The organism is Bacillus sp. DTU_2020_1000418_1_SI_GHA_SEK_038 (assembly GCF_032341175.1).
GTDB lineage: Bacteria > Bacillota > Bacilli > Bacillales > Cytobacillaceae > Cytobacillus.
In genome coordinates, this window is record NZ_CP135435.1 from 89,585 (window position 1) to 109,241 (window position 19,657).

6 protein-coding genes, 9 tRNA genes and 6 rRNA genes are annotated in these 19,657 nt (G+C 46.9%); all 21 read left to right on the plus strand.

What is annotated here, in order from left to right; genetic code table 11:
- Nucleotides 1-45: 45 nt before the first annotated feature.
- Nucleotides 46-1,536, plus strand: a complete 1,491-nt coding sequence (lysS, locus tag RRV45_RS00445) for a lysine--tRNA ligase (protein ID WP_315666841.1) — start codon at nt 46-48, stop codon at nt 1,534-1,536.
- A gap of 358 nt (nt 1,537-1,894) precedes the next feature.
- Nucleotides 1,895-3,444: ribosomal RNA gene (locus tag RRV45_RS00450) — 16S ribosomal RNA — on the plus strand.
- Nucleotides 3,445-3,918: 474 nt separating this feature from the next.
- Nucleotides 3,919-6,853 (plus strand): 23S ribosomal RNA (locus RRV45_RS00455).
- A 72-nt stretch (nt 6,854-6,925) separates the two neighbouring features.
- Nucleotides 6,926-7,042: ribosomal RNA gene (rrf, locus tag RRV45_RS00460) — 5S ribosomal RNA — on the plus strand.
- Nucleotides 7,043-7,052: 10 nt separating this feature from the next.
- Nucleotides 7,053-7,128, plus strand: a tRNA-Val gene (locus tag RRV45_RS00465).
- Between the two features lie 160 nt (nt 7,129-7,288).
- A tRNA-Thr gene (locus tag RRV45_RS00470) sits at nt 7,289-7,361 on the plus strand.
- A 19-nt stretch (nt 7,362-7,380) separates the two neighbouring features.
- A tRNA-Lys gene (locus RRV45_RS00475) sits at nt 7,381-7,456 on the plus strand.
- A 9-nt stretch (nt 7,457-7,465) separates the two neighbouring features.
- Nucleotides 7,466-7,547: transfer RNA gene (locus tag RRV45_RS00480), tRNA-Leu, on the plus strand.
- Nucleotides 7,548-7,560: 13 nt separating this feature from the next.
- Nucleotides 7,561-7,635, plus strand: a tRNA-Gly gene (locus RRV45_RS00485).
- 7 nt (nt 7,636-7,642) lie between these two features.
- Nucleotides 7,643-7,731 (plus strand) — tRNA-Leu (locus RRV45_RS00490).
- Nucleotides 7,732-7,746: 15 nt separating this feature from the next.
- A tRNA-Arg gene (locus RRV45_RS00495) sits at nt 7,747-7,823 on the plus strand.
- 4 nt (nt 7,824-7,827) lie between these two features.
- Nucleotides 7,828-7,904, plus strand: a tRNA-Pro gene (locus RRV45_RS00500).
- Between the two features lie 8 nt (nt 7,905-7,912).
- Nucleotides 7,913-7,988: transfer RNA gene (locus tag RRV45_RS00505), tRNA-Ala, on the plus strand.
- Between the two features lie 164 nt (nt 7,989-8,152).
- Nucleotides 8,153-9,702, plus strand: a 16S ribosomal RNA gene (locus RRV45_RS00510).
- Nucleotides 9,703-10,065: 363 nt separating this feature from the next.
- Nucleotides 10,066-13,000 (plus strand): 23S ribosomal RNA (locus RRV45_RS00515).
- 72 nt (nt 13,001-13,072) lie between these two features.
- A 5S ribosomal RNA gene (rrf, locus tag RRV45_RS00520) occupies nt 13,073-13,189 on the plus strand.
- The 16S, 23S and 5S rRNA genes sit together here with 9 tRNA genes alongside, the layout of an rRNA operon.
- A gap of 446 nt (nt 13,190-13,635) precedes the next feature.
- Nucleotides 13,636-14,046, plus strand: a complete 411-nt coding sequence (locus tag RRV45_RS00525; protein WP_410489351.1) for a CtsR family transcriptional regulator — start codon at nt 13,636-13,638, stop codon at nt 14,044-14,046.
- Between the two features lie 24 nt (nt 14,047-14,070).
- Nucleotides 14,071-14,619, plus strand: a complete 549-nt coding sequence (locus RRV45_RS00530; RefSeq protein ID WP_315666843.1) for a UvrB/UvrC motif-containing protein — start codon at nt 14,071-14,073, stop codon at nt 14,617-14,619.
- Nucleotides 14,620-14,621: 2 nt separating this feature from the next.
- On the plus strand, nt 14,622-15,701 hold the full coding sequence (locus RRV45_RS00535; RefSeq protein WP_315666844.1) for a protein arginine kinase: 1,080 nt from the start codon (nt 14,622-14,624) through the stop codon (nt 15,699-15,701).
- A 4-nt stretch (nt 15,702-15,705) separates the two neighbouring features.
- On the plus strand, nt 15,706-18,153 hold the full coding sequence (clpC, locus tag RRV45_RS00540) for an ATP-dependent protease ATP-binding subunit ClpC (protein ID WP_315666845.1): 2,448 nt from the start codon (nt 15,706-15,708) through the stop codon (nt 18,151-18,153).
- A 123-nt stretch (nt 18,154-18,276) separates the two neighbouring features.
- Nucleotides 18,277-19,656 carry a DNA repair protein RadA gene (radA, locus tag RRV45_RS00545; protein WP_315666846.1) on the plus strand — a complete coding sequence of 460 codons (1,380 nt, stop codon included), beginning with the start codon at nt 18,277-18,279 and terminating at the stop codon, nt 19,654-19,656.
- Nucleotide 19,657: the final 1 nt, after the last annotated feature.

A 19,657-nucleotide genomic window follows, 5' to 3' on the forward strand; every position in this document is an offset into this window, starting at 1 on the left:
TTTTACGCTTTACATAAAAAGATTTGCAAATTGGAGATGATATAAGTGAGTCAGAATCATGAGGAATTAAATGACCAACTCATAGTCAGAAGGGAAAAAATGAATAGCCTGCGTGAGAAAGGGCTAGATCCATTTGGGAAAAGATTTGAGCGTTCTCATCAGTCTCAGGATTTAATCGATCAATATGGAGAACTTGAAAAAGAAGTATTAGAGGAAAAAAATATTTCAGTAACGATTGCTGGCCGTATTATGACAAAGCGCGGAAAAGGTAAAGCTGGTTTTGCACATATTCAAGACTTATCTGGCCAAATTCAAATCTATGTCCGTACTGATGCAGTAGGAGAAGAGAGCTATGAAATTTTCGATTCTGCTGATCTTGGAGATTTAGTTGGAGTATCTGGAACGCTTTTTAAAACAAAAGTAGGCGAGCTTTCTATAAAAGTACAAGCGTTTGAGCTTTTAACGAAAGCATTACGTCCGCTTCCTGATAAGTTCCACGGACTTAAGGATGTTGAACAGCGCTATCGCCAACGTTATTTAGATTTAATTATGAGTGATGAAAGTAAAAAGACGTTTGTTATGCGCAGCCGTATTATTCAATCAATGCGCCGTTACTTAGATAGCCAAGGATATTTAGAGGTTGAAACACCAATGATGCATTCCATTGCCGGCGGTGCATCAGCTCGTCCGTTTATTACTCATCATAATGCATTAGATATGGAGCTCTACATGAGAATTGCTATTGAGCTGCATTTAAAGCGTCTAATTGTCGGTGGGCTAGAAAAGGTTTATGAAATTGGCCGTGTTTTCCGAAACGAAGGGGTTTCAACTCGTCATAATCCTGAATTTACGATGATTGAACTATATGAAGCTTATGCTGATTACCGTGATATTATGAGTTTGACAGAGAATTTAATTGCCCATATCGCACAAGAAGTGCTTGGTACCACTACTGTTCAATATGGCGAATACGAAGTAGACCTTAAACCTGAGTGGAAAAGACTTCATATGGTTGATGCCATTAAAGAATATACAGGAGTTGACTTCTGGAAAGAGATGTCTAAGGAAGAAGCCCATGCTCTAGCAAAGGAACATGGAGTTGAAGTAACCGAGCATATGCTTTATGGCCACGTTGTAAATGAATTCTTTGAGCAAAAGGTAGAAGAAAAGTTAATTCAGCCAACATTTATTTACGGACATCCAGTAGAAATTTCGCCTCTTGCTAAGAAAAATGAGAAAGACCAAAGATTTACGGATCGTTTTGAGTTGTTCATTGTCGCTCGTGAGCATGCAAATGCATTTACTGAATTAAATGATCCAATTGATCAAAGAGAGCGTTTTGAAGCTCAGTTAAAAGAACGTGAACAGGGTAATGATGAAGCTCATATGATGGACGATGATTTCATCGAAGCATTAGAATATGGCATGCCTCCAACAGGTGGATTAGGGATCGGGATTGACCGCGTCGTTATGTTATTAACGAATTCTTCATCTATTAGAGATGTGCTTCTTTTCCCACTTATGCGCCATCGTTAATAATATAATAAAGGCAAGGCACAATAAAAAGGTGCCTTGCCTTTTGTTTATAGAAGCTCATATTTCTGAATAAATAATATGAATATTTTTACTTTCTTATTATATTTAAAAAAACAAAAAAACCTATTGCGCAATAGCATTAATGGTGGTATATTTATATCCGTTGCCGCAAACGGCGGCGAAAATAGTTTTAAATAGTTTTAAAAAAGTTGTTGACTCAGCTTGGTGAAACTGTTATTATTAAAAAGTCGCTTCTGAGCGACAAGATAGTTCTTTGAAAACTGAACGAACAAAAACGTCAACGTTTAACTTTTAGTCTTTTTTTAAAAAGACATTTATGAGCTAATCAACTCACAATTTATTGGAGAGTTTGATCCTGGCTCAGGACGAACGCTGGCGGCGTGCCTAATACATGCAAGTCGAGCGAACTTGCGGGAGCTTGCTCCCAAAAGTTAGCGGCGGACGGGTGAGTAACACGTGGGCAACCTGCCTGTAAGACTGGGATAACTTCGGGAAACCGGAGCTAATACCGGATAATTCTTTTCTACTCATGTAGGAAAGCTGAAAGATGGCTTCGGCTATCACTTACAGATGGGCCCGCGGCGCATTAGCTAGTTGGTGAGGTAATGGCTCACCAAGGCAACGATGCGTAGCCGACCTGAGAGGGTGATCGGCCACACTGGGACTGAGACACGGCCCAGACTCCTACGGGAGGCAGCAGTAGGGAATCTTCCGCAATGGACGAAAGTCTGACGGAGCAACGCCGCGTGAGTGATGAAGGTTTTCGGATCGTAAAACTCTGTTGTTAGGGAAGAACAAGTACCGGAGTAACTGCCGGTACCTTGACGGTACCTAACCAGAAAGCCACGGCTAACTACGTGCCAGCAGCCGCGGTAATACGTAGGTGGCAAGCGTTGTCCGGAATTATTGGGCGTAAAGCGCGCGCAGGCGGTCCTTTAAGTCTGATGTGAAAGCCCACGGCTCAACCGTGGAGGGTCATTGGAAACTGGGGGACTTGAGTGCAGAAGAGGAGAGTGGAATTCCACGTGTAGCGGTGAAATGCGTAGAGATGTGGAGGAACACCAGTGGCGAAGGCGACTCTCTGGTCTGTAACTGACGCTGAGGCGCGAAAGCGTGGGGAGCGAACAGGATTAGATACCCTGGTAGTCCACGCCGTAAACGATGAGTGCTAAGTGTTAGAGGGTTTCCGCCCTTTAGTGCTGCAGCAAACGCATTAAGCACTCCGCCTGGGGAGTACGGCCGCAAGGCTGAAACTCAAAGGAATTGACGGGGGCCCGCACAAGCGGTGGAGCATGTGGTTTAATTCGAAGCAACGCGAAGAACCTTACCAGGTCTTGACATCCTCTGACAATCCTAGAGATAGGACTTTCCCCTTCGGGGGACAGAGTGACAGGTGGTGCATGGTTGTCGTCAGCTCGTGTCGTGAGATGTTGGGTTAAGTCCCGCAACGAGCGCAACCCTTGATCTTAGTTGCCAGCATTCAGTTGGGCACTCTAAGGTGACTGCCGGTGACAAACCGGAGGAAGGTGGGGATGACGTCAAATCATCATGCCCCTTATGACCTGGGCTACACACGTGCTACAATGGATGGTACAAAGGGCTGCAAGACCGCGAGGTTTAGCCAATCCCATAAAACCATTCTCAGTTCGGATTGCAGGCTGCAACTCGCCTGCATGAAGCCGGAATCGCTAGTAATCGCGGATCAGCATGCCGCGGTGAATACGTTCCCGGGCCTTGTACACACCGCCCGTCACACCACGAGAGTTTGTAACACCCGAAGTCGGTGGGGTAACCTTTTGGAGCCAGCCGCCTAAGGTGGGACAGATGATTGGGGTGAAGTCGTAACAAGGTAGCCGTATCGGAAGGTGCGGCTGGATCACCTCCTTTCTAAGGAAGATTTGAAGTACTTGATACTTCAATAAAAGACGTTACTTGTTCGTTCAGTTTTGAGGGAATTATCATCATTTTTAAAATGATTTTAATTTCTCAATATTTGCTCCTGCGCCGCAGAAGATTCGAGGATGTATTCCTCAGCTCGTCGCAAGGCAGCATGAAGAGTCGCTACGATGTAGAATCACGATGTGATTGAAATCAGTGGCCTTGTTCCTTGAAAACTAGATAATGATTTGAAGAAGCAATAACCGAGTAATCGCCATTTTAGTATTTCTCTCTATTTAATATAGAGTTAAAAACAACCAATCACGAGATATAGAAATTAATCTATTCACAAATCGTGAGGGAAATGAGAAGCAAGCAGATCAAGGAAGCGACCGAGCGAGCACCGGAACGTACGCAGTTGATACGTGAGGAGCACAGCGAGAGAGCTGACGCAGAGATGCGCCGCTTATCATTTGCCGAACAGGTTAAGTTAATAAGGGCGCACGGTGAATGCCTTGGCACTAGGAGCCGATGAAGGACGGGACTAACACCGATATGCTTCGGGGAGCTGTAAGTAAGCTTTGATCCGGAGATTTCCGAATGGGGGAACCCACTGTTCGTAATGGAACAGTATCTTTACCTGAATACATAGGGTATTGAAGGCAGACCCGGGGAACTGAAACATCTAAGTACCCGGAGGAAGAGAAAGCAAACGCGATTCCCTGAGTAGCGGCGAGCGAAACGGGATTAGCCCAAACCAAGAGGCTTGCCTCTTGGGGTTGTAGGACACTCTATACGGAGTTACAAAGGAACGAGGTAAATGAACAGGTCTGGAAAGGCCGGCCAGAGAAGGTAAAAGCCCTGTAGTTGAAACTTCGTTCCCTCCAGAGTGGATCCTGAGTACGGCGGGACACGTGAAATCCCGTCGGAAGCAGGGAGGACCATCTCCCAAGGCTAAATACTCCCTAGTGACCGATAGTGAACCAGTACCGTGAGGGAAAGGTGAAAAGCACCCCGGAAGGGGAGTGAAATAGTTCCTGAAACCGTGTGCCTACAAGTAGTCAGAGCCCTTTAACGGGTGATGGCGTGCCTTTTGTAGAATGAACCGGCGAGTTACGATTACATGCAAGGTTAAGTTGAATAGACGGAGCCGCAGCGAAAGCGAGTCTGAATAGGGCGTATGAGTATGTGGTCGTAGACCCGAAACCAGGTGACCTACCCATGTCCAGGTTGAAGTCCAGGTAACACTGGATGGAGGACCGAACCCACGCACGTTGAAAAGTGCGGGGATGAGGTGTGGGTAGCGGAGAAATTCCAATCGAACTTGGAGATAGCTGGTTCTCTCCGAAATAGCTTTAGGGCTAGCCTCATGTTGTTAGAATCTTGGAGGTAGAGCACTGTTTGGACTAGGGGCCCTCATCGGGTTACCGAATTCAGACAAACTCCGAATGCCAAAGATTTATCCATGGGAGTCAGACTGCGAGTGATAAGATCCGTAGTCAAGAGGGAAACAGCCCAGACCACCAGTTAAGGTCCCAAAGTATACGTTAAGTGGAAAAGGATGTGGAGTTGCTTAGACAACCAGGATGTTGGCTTAGAAGCAGCCACCATTTAAAGAGTGCGTAATAGCTCACTGGTCGAGTGACTCTGCGCCGAAAATGTACCGGGGCTAAACGTATCACCGAAGCTGTGGATGGACATCTGCGATGTCCGTGGTAGGAGAGCGTTCTAAGGGCGTTGAAGCTAGACCGTAAGGACTGGTGGAGCGCTTAGAAGTGAGAATGCCGGTATGAGTAGCGAAAGATGGGTGAGAATCCCATCCACCGAATGCCTAAGGTTTCCTGAGGAAGGCTCGTCCGCTCAGGGTTAGTCGGGACCTAAGCCGAGGCTGAAAAGCGTAGGCGATGGACAACAGGTTGATATTCCTGTACCACCTCTTTACCGTTTGAGCAATGGGGGGACGCAGGAGGATAGGGTAAGCGCGCTGCTGGAATAGCGCGTCTAAGCAGTTAGAGTGCAAGCGAGGCAAATCCCGCTTGCGTTAAGCTTGAGCTGTGATAGCGAGGGAAATATAGTACCGAAGTTCCTGAATCCACACTGCCAAGAAAAGCCTCTAGCGAGGGAAAAGGTGCCCGTACCGCAAACCGACACAGGTAGGCGAGGAGAGAATCCTAAGGTGAGCGAGAGAACTCTCGTTAAGGAACTCGGCAAAATCACCCCGTAACTTAGGGAGAAGGGGTGCTCATTTGGGTGAATAGCCCGGATGAGCCGCAGTGAATAGGCCCAGGCGACTGTTTAGCAAAAACACAGGTCTCTGCGAAGCCGCAAGGCGAAGTATAGGGGCTGACGCCTGCCCGGTGCTGGAAGGTTAAGAGGAGGGGTTAGCGCAAGCGAAGCTCTGAATTGAAGCCCCAGTAAACGGCGGCCGTAACTATAACGGTCCTAAGGTAGCGAAATTCCTTGTCAGGTAAGTTCTGACCCGCACGAAAGGCGTAACGATCTGGGCACTGTCTCAACGAGAGACTCGGTGAAATTATAGTACCTGTGAAGATGCAGGTTACCCGCGACAGGACGGAAAGACCCCGTGGAGCTTTACTGTAGCCTGATATTGAATTTCGGTACAGCTTGTACAGGATAGGTAGGAGCCTTGGAAGCCGGAGCGCCAGCTTCGGTGGAGGCATTGGTGGGATACTACCCTGGCTGTATTGAAATTCTAACCCGCGCCCCTGATCGGGGCGGGAGACAGTGTCAGGTGGGCAGTTTGACTGGGGCGGTCGCCTCCTAAAGAGTAACGGAGGCGCCCAAAGGTTCCCTCAGAATGGTTGGAAATCATTCGAAGAGTGTAAAGGCATAAGGGAGCTTGACTGCGAGACCTACAAGTCGAGCAGGGACGAAAGTCGGGCTTAGTGATCCGGTGGTTCCGCATGGAAGGGCCATCGCTCAACGGATAAAAGCTACCCCGGGGATAACAGGCTTATCTCCCCCAAGAGTCCACATCGACGGGGAGGTTTGGCACCTCGATGTCGGCTCATCGCATCCTGGGGCTGTAGTCGGTCCCAAGGGTTGGGCTGTTCGCCCATTAAAGCGGTACGCGAGCTGGGTTCAGAACGTCGTGAGACAGTTCGGTCCCTATCCGTCGTGGGCGCAGGAAATTTGAGAGGAGCTGTCCTTAGTACGAGAGGACCGGGATGGACGCACCGCTGGTGTACCAGTTGTCTTGCCAAAGGCATAGCTGGGTAGCTATGTGCGGACGGGATAAGTGCTGAAAGCATCTAAGCATGAAGCCCCCCTCGAGATGAGATTTCCCATAGCGTCAAGCTAGTAAGACCCCTGAAAGATGATCAGGTTGATAGGTTTGAGGTGGAAGCGTGGCGACACGTGGAGCTGACAAATACTAATCGGTCGAGGACTTAACCACATTTAGTATGATTACTCGAATAACTTCTTCAGCATTATCTAGTTTTGAGGGAACAAACCTCAATAAAATAGGTCTAGTGGCGATAGCGAAAAGGTCACACCCGTTCCCATCCCGAACACGGAAGTTAAGCTTTTCAGCGCCGATGGTAGTTAGGGGCTGTCCCCTTGTGAGAGTAGGACGCCGCTAGGCTTTAATAAATGGAGGATTAGCTCAGCTGGGAGAGCATCTGCCTTACAAGCAGAGGGTCGGCGGTTCGATCCCGTCATCCTCCACCATGATTATGCCGGCCTAGCTCAATTGGTAGAGGATTTTAAAAGCTTGCAACAACGAAGCTTTACCCCTCGAATGGCAAACTTTTAAAATCTGCGGCAAAGACCGCAGGGCTTTGGAGCACATTTATTAGCAGTAACTAAATTAGAGCTAAATATTATATATGCCGGCCTAGCTCAATTGGTAGAGCAACTGACTTGTAATCAGTAGGTTGGGGGTTCGAGTCCTCTGGCCGGCACTGTTTTTGAAACTTATACGAGCCATTAGCTCAGTCGGTAGAGCATCTGACTTTTAATCAGAGGGTCGAAGGTTCGAGTCCTTCATGGCTCACCATTTATATATGCGGGTGTGGCGGAATTGGCAGACGCACCAGACTTAGGATCTGGCGCCGCGAGGCGTGGGGGTTCGACTCCCTTCACCCGCATTCATAAAGATAAGCGGAAGTAGTTCAGTGGTAGAACACCACCTTGCCAAGGTGGGGGTCGCGGGTTCGAATCCCGTCTTCCGCTCCAAAAAAATGCCGGGGTGGCGGAACTGGCAGACGCACAGGACTTAAAATCCTGCGGTAGGTGACTACCGTACCGGTTCGATTCCGGTCCTCGGCACCATTTAAATTAAAGAATGCGCCCGTAGCTCAATTGGATAGAGCGTCTGACTACGGATCAGAAGGTTATGGGTTCGACTCCTTTCGGGCGCGCCATTTTCGGGAAGTAGCTCAGCTTGGTAGAGCACTTGGTTTGGGACCAAGGGGTCGCAGGTTCGAATCCTGTCTTCCCGACCATTATTTTTGGGGCCTTAGCTCAGCTGGGAGAGCGCCTGCCTTGCACGCAGGAGGTCAGCGGTTCGATCCCGCTAGGCTCCACCAAAAAGATTCAAAAAAGTTATTGACACCGTTTAAAAAACGTAGTATTATTGAAAAGTCGCCTTAAGCGACAAGATAGTTCTTTGAAAACTGAACGAACAAAAACGTCAACGTTTAACTTTTAGTCTTTTTTTAAAAAGACATTTATGAGCTAATCAACTCACAATTTATTGGAGAGTTTGATCCTGGCTCAGGACGAACGCTGGCGGCGTGCCTAATACATGCAAGTCGAGCGAACTTGCGGGAGCTTGCTCCCAAAAGTTAGCGGCGGACGGGTGAGTAACACGTGGGCAACCTGCCTGTAAGACTGGGATAACTTCGGGAAACCGGAGCTAATACCGGATAATTCTTTTCTACTCATGTAGGAAAGCTGAAAGATGGCTTCGGCTATCACTTACAGATGGGCCCGCGGCGCATTAGCTAGTTGGTGAGGTAATGGCTCACCAAGGCAACGATGCGTAGCCGACCTGAGAGGGTGATCGGCCACACTGGGACTGAGACACGGCCCAGACTCCTACGGGAGGCAGCAGTAGGGAATCTTCCGCAATGGACGAAAGTCTGACGGAGCAACGCCGCGTGAGTGATGAAGGTTTTCGGATCGTAAAACTCTGTTGTTAGGGAAGAACAAGTACCGGAGTAACTGCCGGTACCTTGACGGTACCTAACCAGAAAGCCACGGCTAACTACGTGCCAGCAGCCGCGGTAATACGTAGGTGGCAAGCGTTGTCCGGAATTATTGGGCGTAAAGCGCGCGCAGGCGGTCCTTTAAGTCTGATGTGAAAGCCCACGGCTCAACCGTGGAGGGTCATTGGAAACTGGGGGACTTGAGTGCAGAAGAGGAGAGTGGAATTCCACGTGTAGCGGTGAAATGCGTAGAGATGTGGAGGAACACCAGTGGCGAAGGCGACTCTCTGGTCTGTAACTGACGCTGAGGCGCGAAAGCGTGGGGAGCGAACAGGATTAGATACCCTGGTAGTCCACGCCGTAAACGATGAGTGCTAAGTGTTAGAGGGTTTCCGCCCTTTAGTGCTGCAGCAAACGCATTAAGCACTCCGCCTGGGGAGTACGGCCGCAAGGCTGAAACTCAAAGGAATTGACGGGGGCCCGCACAAGCGGTGGAGCATGTGGTTTAATTCGAAGCAACGCGAAGAACCTTACCAGGTCTTGACATCCTCTGACAATCCTAGAGATAGGACTTTCCCCTTCGGGGGACAGAGTGACAGGTGGTGCATGGTTGTCGTCAGCTCGTGTCGTGAGATGTTGGGTTAAGTCCCGCAACGAGCGCAACCCTTGATCTTAGTTGCCAGCATTCAGTTGGGCACTCTAAGGTGACTGCCGGTGACAAACCGGAGGAAGGTGGGGATGACGTCAAATCATCATGCCCCTTATGACCTGGGCTACACACGTGCTACAATGGATGGTACAAAGGGCTGCAAGACCGCGAGGTTTAGCCAATCCCATAAAACCATTCTCAGTTCGGATTGCAGGCTGCAACTCGCCTGCATGAAGCCGGAATCGCTAGTAATCGCGGATCAGCATGCCGCGGTGAATACGTTCCCGGGCCTTGTACACACCGCCCGTCACACCACGAGAGTTTGTAACACCCGAAGTCGGTGGGGTAACCTTTTGGAGCCAGCCGCCTAAGGTGGGACAGATGATTGGGGTGAAGTCGTAACAAGGTAGCCGTATCGGAAGGTGCGGCTGGATCACCTCCTTTCTAAGGAAGATTTGAAGTACTTGATACTTCAATAAAAGACGTTACTTGTTCGTTCAGTTTTGAGGGAATTATCTCTCAAAACACTATGTAAATTAGTGTTTTTTGTTCCTTGAAAACTAGATAATGATTATGAAGAAGCAATAACCGAGTAATCGCCATTTTAGTTATTCTCTCTATTTAATATAGAGTTAAAAACAACCAATCACGAGAATAGAAATTAATCTATTCACAAATCGTGAGGGAAATGAGAAGCAAGCAGATCAAGGAAGCGACCGAGCGAGCACCGGAACGTACGCAGTTGATACGTGAGGAGCACAGCGAGAGAGCTGACGCAGAGATGCGCCGCTTATCATTTGCCGAACAGGTTAAGTTAATAAGGGCGCACGGTGAATGCCTTGGCACTAGGAGCCGATGAAGGACGGGACTAACACCGATATGCTTCGGGGAGCTGTAAGTAAGCTTTGATCCGGAGATTTCCGAATGGGGGAACCCACTGTTCGTAATGGAACAGTATCTTTACCTGAATACATAGGGTATTGAAGGCAGACCCGGGGAACTGAAACATCTAAGTACCCGGAGGAAGAGAAAGCAAACGCGATTCCCTGAGTAGCGGCGAGCGAAACGGGATTAGCCCAAACCAAGAGGCTTGCCTCTTGGGGTTGTAGGACACTCTATACGGAGTTACAAAGGAACGAGGTAAATGAACAGGTCTGGAAAGGCCGGCCAGAGAAGGTAAAAGCCCTGTAGTTGAAACTTCGTTCCCTCCAGAGTGGATCCTGAGTACGGCGGGACACGTGAAATCCCGTCGGAAGCAGGGAGGACCATCTCCCAAGGCTAAATACTCCCTAGTGACCGATAGTGAACCAGTACCGTGAGGGAAAGGTGAAAAGCACCCCGGAAGGGGAGTGAAATAGTTCCTGAAACCGTGTGCCTACAAGTAGTCAGAGCCCTTTAACGGGTGATGGCGTGCCTTTTGTAGAATGAACCGGCGAGTTACGATTACATGCAAGGTTAAGTTGAATAGACGGAGCCGCAGCGAAAGCGAGTCTGAATAGGGCGTATGAGTATGTGGTCGTAGACCCGAAACCAGGTGACCTACCCATGTCCAGGTTGAAGTCCAGGTAACACTGGATGGAGGACCGAACCCACGCACGTTGAAAAGTGCGGGGATGAGGTGTGGGTAGCGGAGAAATTCCAATCGAACTTGGAGATAGCTGGTTCTCTCCGAAATAGCTTTAGGGCTAGCCTCATGTTGTTAGAATCTTGGAGGTAGAGCACTGTTTGGACTAGGGGCCCTCATCGGGTTACCGAATTCAGACAAACTCCGAATGCCAAAGATTTATCCATGGGAGTCAGACTGCGAGTGATAAGATCCGTAGTCAAGAGGGAAACAGCCCAGACCACCAGTTAAGGTCCCAAAGTATACGTTAAGTGGAAAAGGATGTGGAGTTGCTTAGACAACCAGGATGTTGGCTTAGAAGCAGCCACCATTTAAAGAGTGCGTAATAGCTCACTGGTCGAGTGACTCTGCGCCGAAAATGTACCGGGGCTAAACGTATCACCGAAGCTGTGGATGGACATCTGCGATGTCCGTGGTAGGAGAGCGTTCTAAGGGCGTTGAAGCTAGACCGTAAGGACTGGTGGAGCGCTTAGAAGTGAGAATGCCGGTATGAGTAGCGAAAGATGGGTGAGAATCCCATCCACCGAATGCCTAAGGTTTCCTGAGGAAGGCTCGTCCGCTCAGGGTTAGTCGGGACCTAAGCCGAGGCTGAAAAGCGTAGGCGATGGACAACAGGTTGATATTCCTGTACCACCTCTTTACCGTTTGAGCAATGGGGGGACGCAGGAGGATAGGGTAAGCGCGCTGCTGGAATAGCGCGTCTAAGCAGTTAGAGTGCAAGCGAGGCAAATCCCGCTTGCGTTAAGCTTGAGCTGTGATAGCGAGGGAAATATAGTACCGAAGTTCCTGAATCCACACTGCCAAGAAAAGCCTCTAGCGAGGGAAAAGGTGCCCGTACCGCAAACCGACACAGGTAGGCGAGGAGAGAATCCTAAGGTGAGCGAGAGAACTCTCGTTAAGGAACTCGGCAAAATCACCCCGTAACTTAGGGAGAAGGGGTGCTCATTTGGGTGAATAGCCCGGATGAGCCGCAGTGAATAGGCCCAGGCGACTGTTTAGCAAAAACACAGGTCTCTGCGAAGCCGCAAGGCGAAGTATAGGGGCTGACGCCTGCCCGGTGCTGGAAGGTTAAGAGGAGGGGTTAGCGCAAGCGAAGCTCTGAATTGAAGCCCCAGTAAACGGCGGCCGTAACTATAACGGTCCTAAGGTAGCGAAATTCCTTGTCAGGTAAGTTCTGACCCGCACGAAAGGCGTAACGATCTGGGCACTGTCTCAACGAGAGACTCGGTGAAATTATAGTACCTGTGAAGATGCAGGTTACCCGCGACAGGACGGAAAGACCCCGTGGAGCTTTACTGTAGCCTGATATTGAATTTCGGTACAGCTTGTACAGGATAGGTAGGAGCCTTGGAAGCCGGAGCGCCAGCTTCGGTGGAGGCATTGGTGGGATACTACCCTGGCTGTATTGAAATTCTAACCCGCGCCCCTGATCGGGGCGGGAGACAGTGTCAGGTGGGCAGTTTGACTGGGGCGGTCGCCTCCTAAAGAGTAACGGAGGCGCCCAAAGGTTCCCTCAGAATGGTTGGAAATCATTCGAAGAGTGTAAAGGCATAAGGGAGCTTGACTGCGAGACCTACAAGTCGAGCAGGGACGAAAGTCGGGCTTAGTGATCCGGTGGTTCCGCATGGAAGGGCCATCGCTCAACGGATAAAAGCTACCCCGGGGATAACAGGCTTATCTCCCCCAAGAGTCCACATCGACGGGGAGGTTTGGCACCTCGATGTCGGCTCATCGCATCCTGGGGCTGTAGTCGGTCCCAAGGGTTGGGCTGTTCGCCCATTAAAGCGGTACGCGAGCTGGGTTCAGAACGTCGTGAGACAGTTCGGTCCCTATCCGTCGTGGGCGCAGGAAATTTGAGAGGAGCTGTCCTTAGTACGAGAGGACCGGGATGGACGCACCGCTGGTGTACCAGTTGTCTTGCCAAAGGCATAGCTGGGTAGCTATGTGCGGACGGGATAAGTGCTGAAAGCATCTAAGCATGAAGCCCCCCTCGAGATGAGATTTCCCATAGCGTCAAGCTAGTAAGACCCCTGAAAGATGATCAGGTTGATAGGTTTGAGGTGGAAGCGTGGCGACACGTGGAGCTGACAAATACTAATCGGTCGAGGACTTAACCACATTTAGTATGATTACTCGAATAACTTCTTCAGCATTATCTAGTTTTGAGGGAACAAACCTCAATAAAATAGGTCTAGTGGCGATAGCGAAAAGGTCACACCCGTTCCCATCCCGAACACGGAAGTTAAGCTTTTCAGCGCCGATGGTAGTTAGGGGCTGTCCCCTTGTGAGAGTAGGACGCCGCTAGGCAAAAGTAAAGAACATCGAATAGATGTTCTTTTTTTTGTACAAAATGCTTATTAAATTATAGGATTGGCTAATATATTTCTTAACTCTTTAGTTAAAATAACAATGCCAAGTAAGAGGAAGTATAGATTACAACCCTAAAAATATACGATCCATGAGTGCCTCATGACACTCGTTTAACGTATGGCGCCATGAAAATCCGCTCCATAACCATTTCACACCCACAGTTCTCTATAAATTTCTTCATCTCACCTCCCATCACCCAAAATTCCACAACCGTAGGTTTGAGAACCAAAAAAAGGGGGAAAATTAATAACATCTGTTAATTGCATCGAATTATATTGTTATGTATAATTAAAGTCAAATATAGTCAAAGTCAGAATTTGGGGGGAGGAGTATTGAGAAATATCTCAGACATTATTGAAGATTATTTAAAACGGGTTTTAGAAATGAGCGAAAGGGAAATTGTTGAAATAAAAAGAAGTGAAATTGCAGATAAATTCCAATGTGTTCCGTCCCAAATTAATTATGTTATTAATACGAGATTTACAATTGAAAAAGGCTATGCGGTTGAAAGTAAACGCGGCGGCGGCGGATATATAAGAATTATGAAAGTACAATCACATGACGATGCTCATTTAATTGACCAATTATTATCGTTAATTCAAGGGAGGCTGGCCCAGAGCAGTGCAGAGGATGTAATAATCCGACTTGTTGAAGAAGAGATTATTACAGAAAGAGAAGCAAAAATAATGTTAAGCGTTATCGACCGCTCTGTCTTGTATATTGATCTCCCTTATCGTGATGAACTCCGCGCAAGAATGCTTAAGGCCATGTTGACAACGTTAAAATATAAATAGTTAGCAAGCTGGAGAGGTGAAAACATGATATGTCAAGAATGTAATCAAAGGCCGGCAACGCTTCATTTTACGAAAATAGTGAATGGAGAAAAGGCTGAGTATCATTTATGTGAAAAGTGCGCTCAGGAAAAGGGCGATATGTTCATGTTAAGTGGTGCACCTGGTTTTTCCATTCATAACTTGTTAGCCGGTTTGCTGAATATGGATACGACCTTTCAGAAAACAAAGGAGGATCCATTTAAGCCGGAAGAGATTCTCCAATGTGAACAATGTTCCATGACATTTCAGCAATTCATTAAGGTAGGAAGGTTCGGCTGTGCAAATTGTTACCAGGCTTTTGGCGATCAGCTAGAGCCAATATTGAGAAGACTGCATAGTGGGAATTCAGTTCATAATGGAAAAATTCCTGCAAGGATTGGAGGAAGCATTCATTTAAGAAAGAGCATTATAGAATTGAAACAAAGCTTAAAAGACTCCATATCCAAAGAGGAATTTGAAAGGGCAGCTCAAATAAGAGATGAGATTCGATTACTAGAAAGCCAATTGAATTCTAGTCACGAGGGAGGGAAGTAGGCTTGTCGCTAGAACGATTCATTAACCAAGCTGTGAGCTCTTGGATGAGTGCTGAAGGACCAGATTCAGATATTATCCTAAGCTCAAGAATTCGGCTGGCAAGAAATATAAAACAATACAAGTTTCCAACCCTATTTACGAATGACGAAGCCAAGTTAGTGATTCATATGATAAAGGAAAGGATCGAGAACTCTTCTTTTCCAAAACTAGGGAAATTGGAGCTATTACTGATGGATGATCTCCAACCGCTGCAGAAACGGGTTCTGATGGAAAAGCATTTAATCAGTCCGCATCTAGCGGAAAATTCCTCTTATGGTGCATGCATTTTATCAGAAAATGAAGAATTAAGCATGATGATTAATGAAGAGGACCATATTCGGATTCAATGCTTATTTCCTGGATTCCAATTATCAGAGGCTTTGAATATGGCTAATGAAGTGGATGACTGGCTAGAGGAAACAATTGATTATGCATATGATGAAAATGCCGGCTTTTTAACAAGCTGCCCAACTAATGTTGGAACAGGATTAAGGGCATCTGTTATGGTTCACTTGCCAGGGCTAGTTCTCACCCAGCAAATGAATAGAATCATACCAGCTATTAATCAATTGGGGTTAGTTGTTAGAGGAATTTACGGTGAAGGCAGCGAAGCTTTAGGGAACATCTTTCAGGTGTCTAATCAAATCACTCTTGGCAAATCGGAAAAGGATATTGTTGAAGATTTAAAGAGTGTGGTCAGTCAGCTAATTTCACAAGAAAGATCAGCTAGAGAAGCATTAGCGAAAACTTCTAACATACAATTAGAAGATAGAGTCTTCCGCTCTTATGGGATCTTATCAAACTGCCGGATTATTGAATCTAAGGAAGCTGCTAGATGTTTATCAGATGTCCGGCTTGGAATTGATATGAAATATCTAAAAAATATTTCCAAGAACATTTTAAATGAATTAATGATCCTGACGCAGCCAGGTTTTCTACAGCAGTATGCAGGAGGTCCGTTAAGACCTCATGAACGGGATATTCGCCGGGCGTCATTAATAAGGGAAAGAATGAAAATGGAAAAAGAAGAGACAGGAGGATGAGAATATGATGTTCGGTCGTTTTACAGAGAGAGCACAAAAGGTATTAGCTTTAGCTCAAGAGGAAGCCATTCGTTTAGGTCATAATAATATTGGAACAGAACATATTTTGCTTGGTCTTGTACGAGAAGGAGAAGGAATTGCTGCGAAGGCTCTGCATGCACTAGGCTTAGGTTCGGAAAAAATCCAAAAGGAAGTTGAGAACTTAATCGGCAGAGGGCAGGATGCATCACAGACGATTCACTACACGCCTAGAGCTAAGAAAGTAATTGAACTTTCCATGGATGAAGCACGGAAATTAGGCCATTCCTATGTAGGGACAGAGCATATCCTCCTTGGCCTCATTCGTGAAGGGGAAGGCGTTGCTGCAAGGGTACTTAACAATCTTGGTGTCAGTCTAAATAAAGCTAGGCAACAAGTGTTGCAGCTATTAGGAAGCAATGAGTCCGGCGGTCATCAAGGATCTTCGGCAAGTGCGAATACCCCTACACTTGATGGCTTGGCAAGAGACTTAACAGCCATTGCCAGAGAAGGAAGTTTGGATCCGGTAATCGGACGCGGCAAGGAAATTCAGCGTGTAATTGAAGTATTAAGCCGCCGTACAAAAAACAACCCAGTTCTCATCGGGGAGCCAGGCGTAGGAAAAACGGCTATAGCAGAAGGCTTAGCACAGCAAATTATTAATAACGAAGTACCAGAAACTCTCCGTGATAAGCGGGTCATGACCCTTGATATGGGTACCGTTGTTGCGGGAACAAAATATCGTGGTGAATTTGAAGACCGTCTAAAGAAGGTTATGGATGAAATTCGCCAGGCAGGCAATATTATTTTATTCATTGACGAGCTTCATACCTTAATTGGAGCTGGTGGAGCAGAAGGCGCCATTGATGCTTCGAATATCCTGAAACCTTCTCTTGCCCGAGGAGAGTTGCAATGTATTGGAGCAACTACACTAGATGAATACCGCAAATATATTGAAAAAGATGCGGCATTAGAAAGACGTTTTCAGCCAATTACCGTTGATGAGCCAACAGCAGATGAATCTGTACAAATTTTACAAGGACTTAGAGATCGGTATGAGGCACATCACCGTGTAACCATTACAGATGCAGCTATTGATGCAGCAGTGAAGCTATCCGATCGTTACATTTCCGATCGTTTCCTTCCAGACAAAGCGATTGATTTAATTGATGAAGCTGGGTCAAAGGTAAGACTGCGTTCTTATACAACTCCTCCTAATCTAAAAGAATTAGAGCTAAAGCTAGAAGATGTCCGCAAAGAAAAGGATGCAGCTGTCCAAAGTCAGGAGTTCGAAAAGGCTGCTTCTTTAAGAGATACGGAACAGCGTCTTCGTGAACAGTTAGAGGAGACAAAGAAATCTTGGAAGGAAAAGCAGGGCAAGGAAAACAGTGAGGTTACGGTTGAAGACATTGCAAGCGTAGTGTCCAGCTGGACGGGAATTCCTGTTTCGAAGCTCGCTCAGACAGAGACGCAAAAGCTGCTTAACCTTGAGGAAATTTTACACTCAAGAGTTATTGGTCAAGAGGAAGCAGTTAAAGCGATTTCCAAAGCAGTTCGCCGTGCTAGAGCCGGATTAAAGGATCCAAAAAGGCCAATTGGTTCATTTGTATTCCTTGGACCAACAGGTGTGGGAAAAACGGAGCTCGCCCGTGCGCTTGCTGAATCTATGTTTGGCGATGAAGATGCAATGATCCGCATTGATATGTCCGAATACATGGAGAAGCATTCAACATCCAGACTAGTAGGATCCCCTCCAGGCTATGTTGGATATGAGGAAGGCGGACAGTTAACGGAAAAAGTCCGCAGAAAACCTTATTCTGTCGTCCTGCTAGATGAAATTGAAAAAGCACATCCAGATGTATTTAATATTCTATTGCAAGTATTAGAGGATGGCCGCTTAACAGATTCTAAGGGAAGAACAGTAGACTTCCGGAACACCGTCTTAATTATGACCTCCAACGTTGGGGCGGAAGCCTTGAGACGTAATAAATATGTTGGATTTAACATTCAAGATGGAGAACAGGATTACAAGGATATGAAAGGCAAGGTCATGGAGGAGCTGAAGAAATCATTCCGTCCAGAATTCCTTAACCGTATTGATGAAATCATTGTTTTCCATGCATTAGAGAAAAAGCATCTGCAAGAAATCGTGACACTTATGTCTGATCAATTAACAAAACGATTAAGAGAACAGGATATAAATCTCGAATTAACAGATGCAGCGAAGGAGAAAATTGCTGAGGAAGGCTATGATCCTGAGTATGGAGCTAGGCCTATTCGCAGAGCTATTCAAAAGCACATCGAGGACCGATTATCTGAGGAATTGTTAAAAGGTACTGTATTAACGGGCCAGGGCATTGTCATTGATGTCAAGGATGGGGAATTTGTAGTGGAAACAGCAAAAGAAAAGCCAGCTGCAACCTTACAAAAATAATGAGTCTATTCAAATGGCCTAATGGAATTCAAGAGGGTGCACGTAAGAGCGTGTGCCTTCTTTGTACTTAATAGTGAGATAATCAAGCGATTTTCAAATAAAAAGAAAGAGGAAGAAACTAGAATGGCCAAAAGAAAAACAAAGTTTATGTGTCAGGAATGCGGATACGAATCTCCAAAGTGGATGGGAAAGTGCCCGGGCTGCGGTGTTTGGAATAAGATGGTGGAGGAAGTGGAGAAAGCAGCTGGTATGAGGAGAGGAGCCTTCGCACACTCACAGGGCTCGGCCATCCTTTCAAAAGCAACACCCATTACCTCTATAGAAACTGTAAGCGAGCCTCGAATTTACACAGACTTGAATGAATTAAATAGAGTTCTTGGTGGAGGAATTGTCAGGGGCTCGTTAGTGCTGATTGGCGGTGATCCAGGGATTGGAAAATCGACCTTGCTGCTCCAGGTCTCTTCTCAATTAGCTAATAAAAATCATTCTGTCTTATATATTTCCGGTGAGGAATCCATGAGGCAGACGAAATTACGTGCGGACCGATTAGGGGTTGCTTCCGAACATTTACTCGTTTATTCGGAAACAAGTCTCGATGAAATTAGCCGCACGATTGAAAGTGTCAATCCTAGCTTTGTCATTGTCGACTCCATCCAGACGATTTTCCACCCAGAAGTCACCTCTGCTCCAGGCAGTGTCTCTCAAGTAAGAGAGTGTACGGCGGAGCTAATGAGAATTGGGAAGACGAAAGGTATTGCCATTTTTATTGTCGGGCATGTTACAAAGGAAGGCTCGATTGCAGGACCAAGATTATTGGAGCATATGGTAGATACAGTTCTTTACTTTGAAGGTGAGCGTCATCATACATACCGAATTTTACGAGCGGTCAAGAATCGATTTGGCTCCACGAACGAGATGGGGATCTTCGAAATGAAAGAGTTTGGGTTAGAGGAAGTGGAAAATCCATCAGAAATTTTCCTAGAAGAACGATCCCAAGGGGCAGCTGGTTCAACCGTAGTAGCTTCAATGGAGGGTACTCGTCCAGTCCTTGTAGAAATTCAGGCTCTTATTTCACCAACAAGCTTTGGAAATCCCCGAAGAATGGCAACCGGAATTGATCATAATCGAGTCCCGCTTTTAATGGCAGTCCTAGAAAAGCGAGTAGGCATGCTATTGCAGAACCAAGATGCTTATCTAAAGGTTGCTGGGGGAGTTAAGCTGGATGAGCCGGCTATCGACTTGGCAGTTGCCGTCAGCATCGCTTCTAGCTTTCGTGACAAGCCGACAAGAGCTACTGACTGCATTATAGGTGAAGTGGGTCTTACAGGTGAGGTCAGAAGGGTATCAAGGATAGAGCAGCGTGTTCAGGAGGCAGCTAAGTTAGGGTTTGAACGTGTGATTTTACCTGCTAATAACCTAGGGGGCTGGTCTGGGCCGAAGGGGATTGAGCTTGTAGGTGTTAGTTCTGTCAGCGAAGCGTTAAAAGCAACTTTAGGAGGTTAGA

What these genes read in the sequence shown, in the direction of transcription:
- RRV45_RS00525 (WP_410489351.1), top strand. Translation starts at nt 13,636, where the DNA reads ATGAGCGAAAGGGAAATTGTTGAAATAAAAAGAAGTGAAATTGCAGAT.
- RRV45_RS00530 (WP_315666843.1), top strand. Translation starts at nt 14,071, where the DNA reads ATGATATGTCAAGAATGTAATCAAAGGCCGGCAACGCTTCATTTTACG.
- clpC (WP_315666845.1), top strand. Translation starts at nt 15,706, where the DNA reads ATGATGTTCGGTCGTTTTACAGAGAGAGCACAAAAGGTATTAGCTTTA.
- radA (WP_315666846.1), top strand. Translation starts at nt 18,277, where the DNA reads ATGGCCAAAAGAAAAACAAAGTTTATGTGTCAGGAATGCGGATACGAA.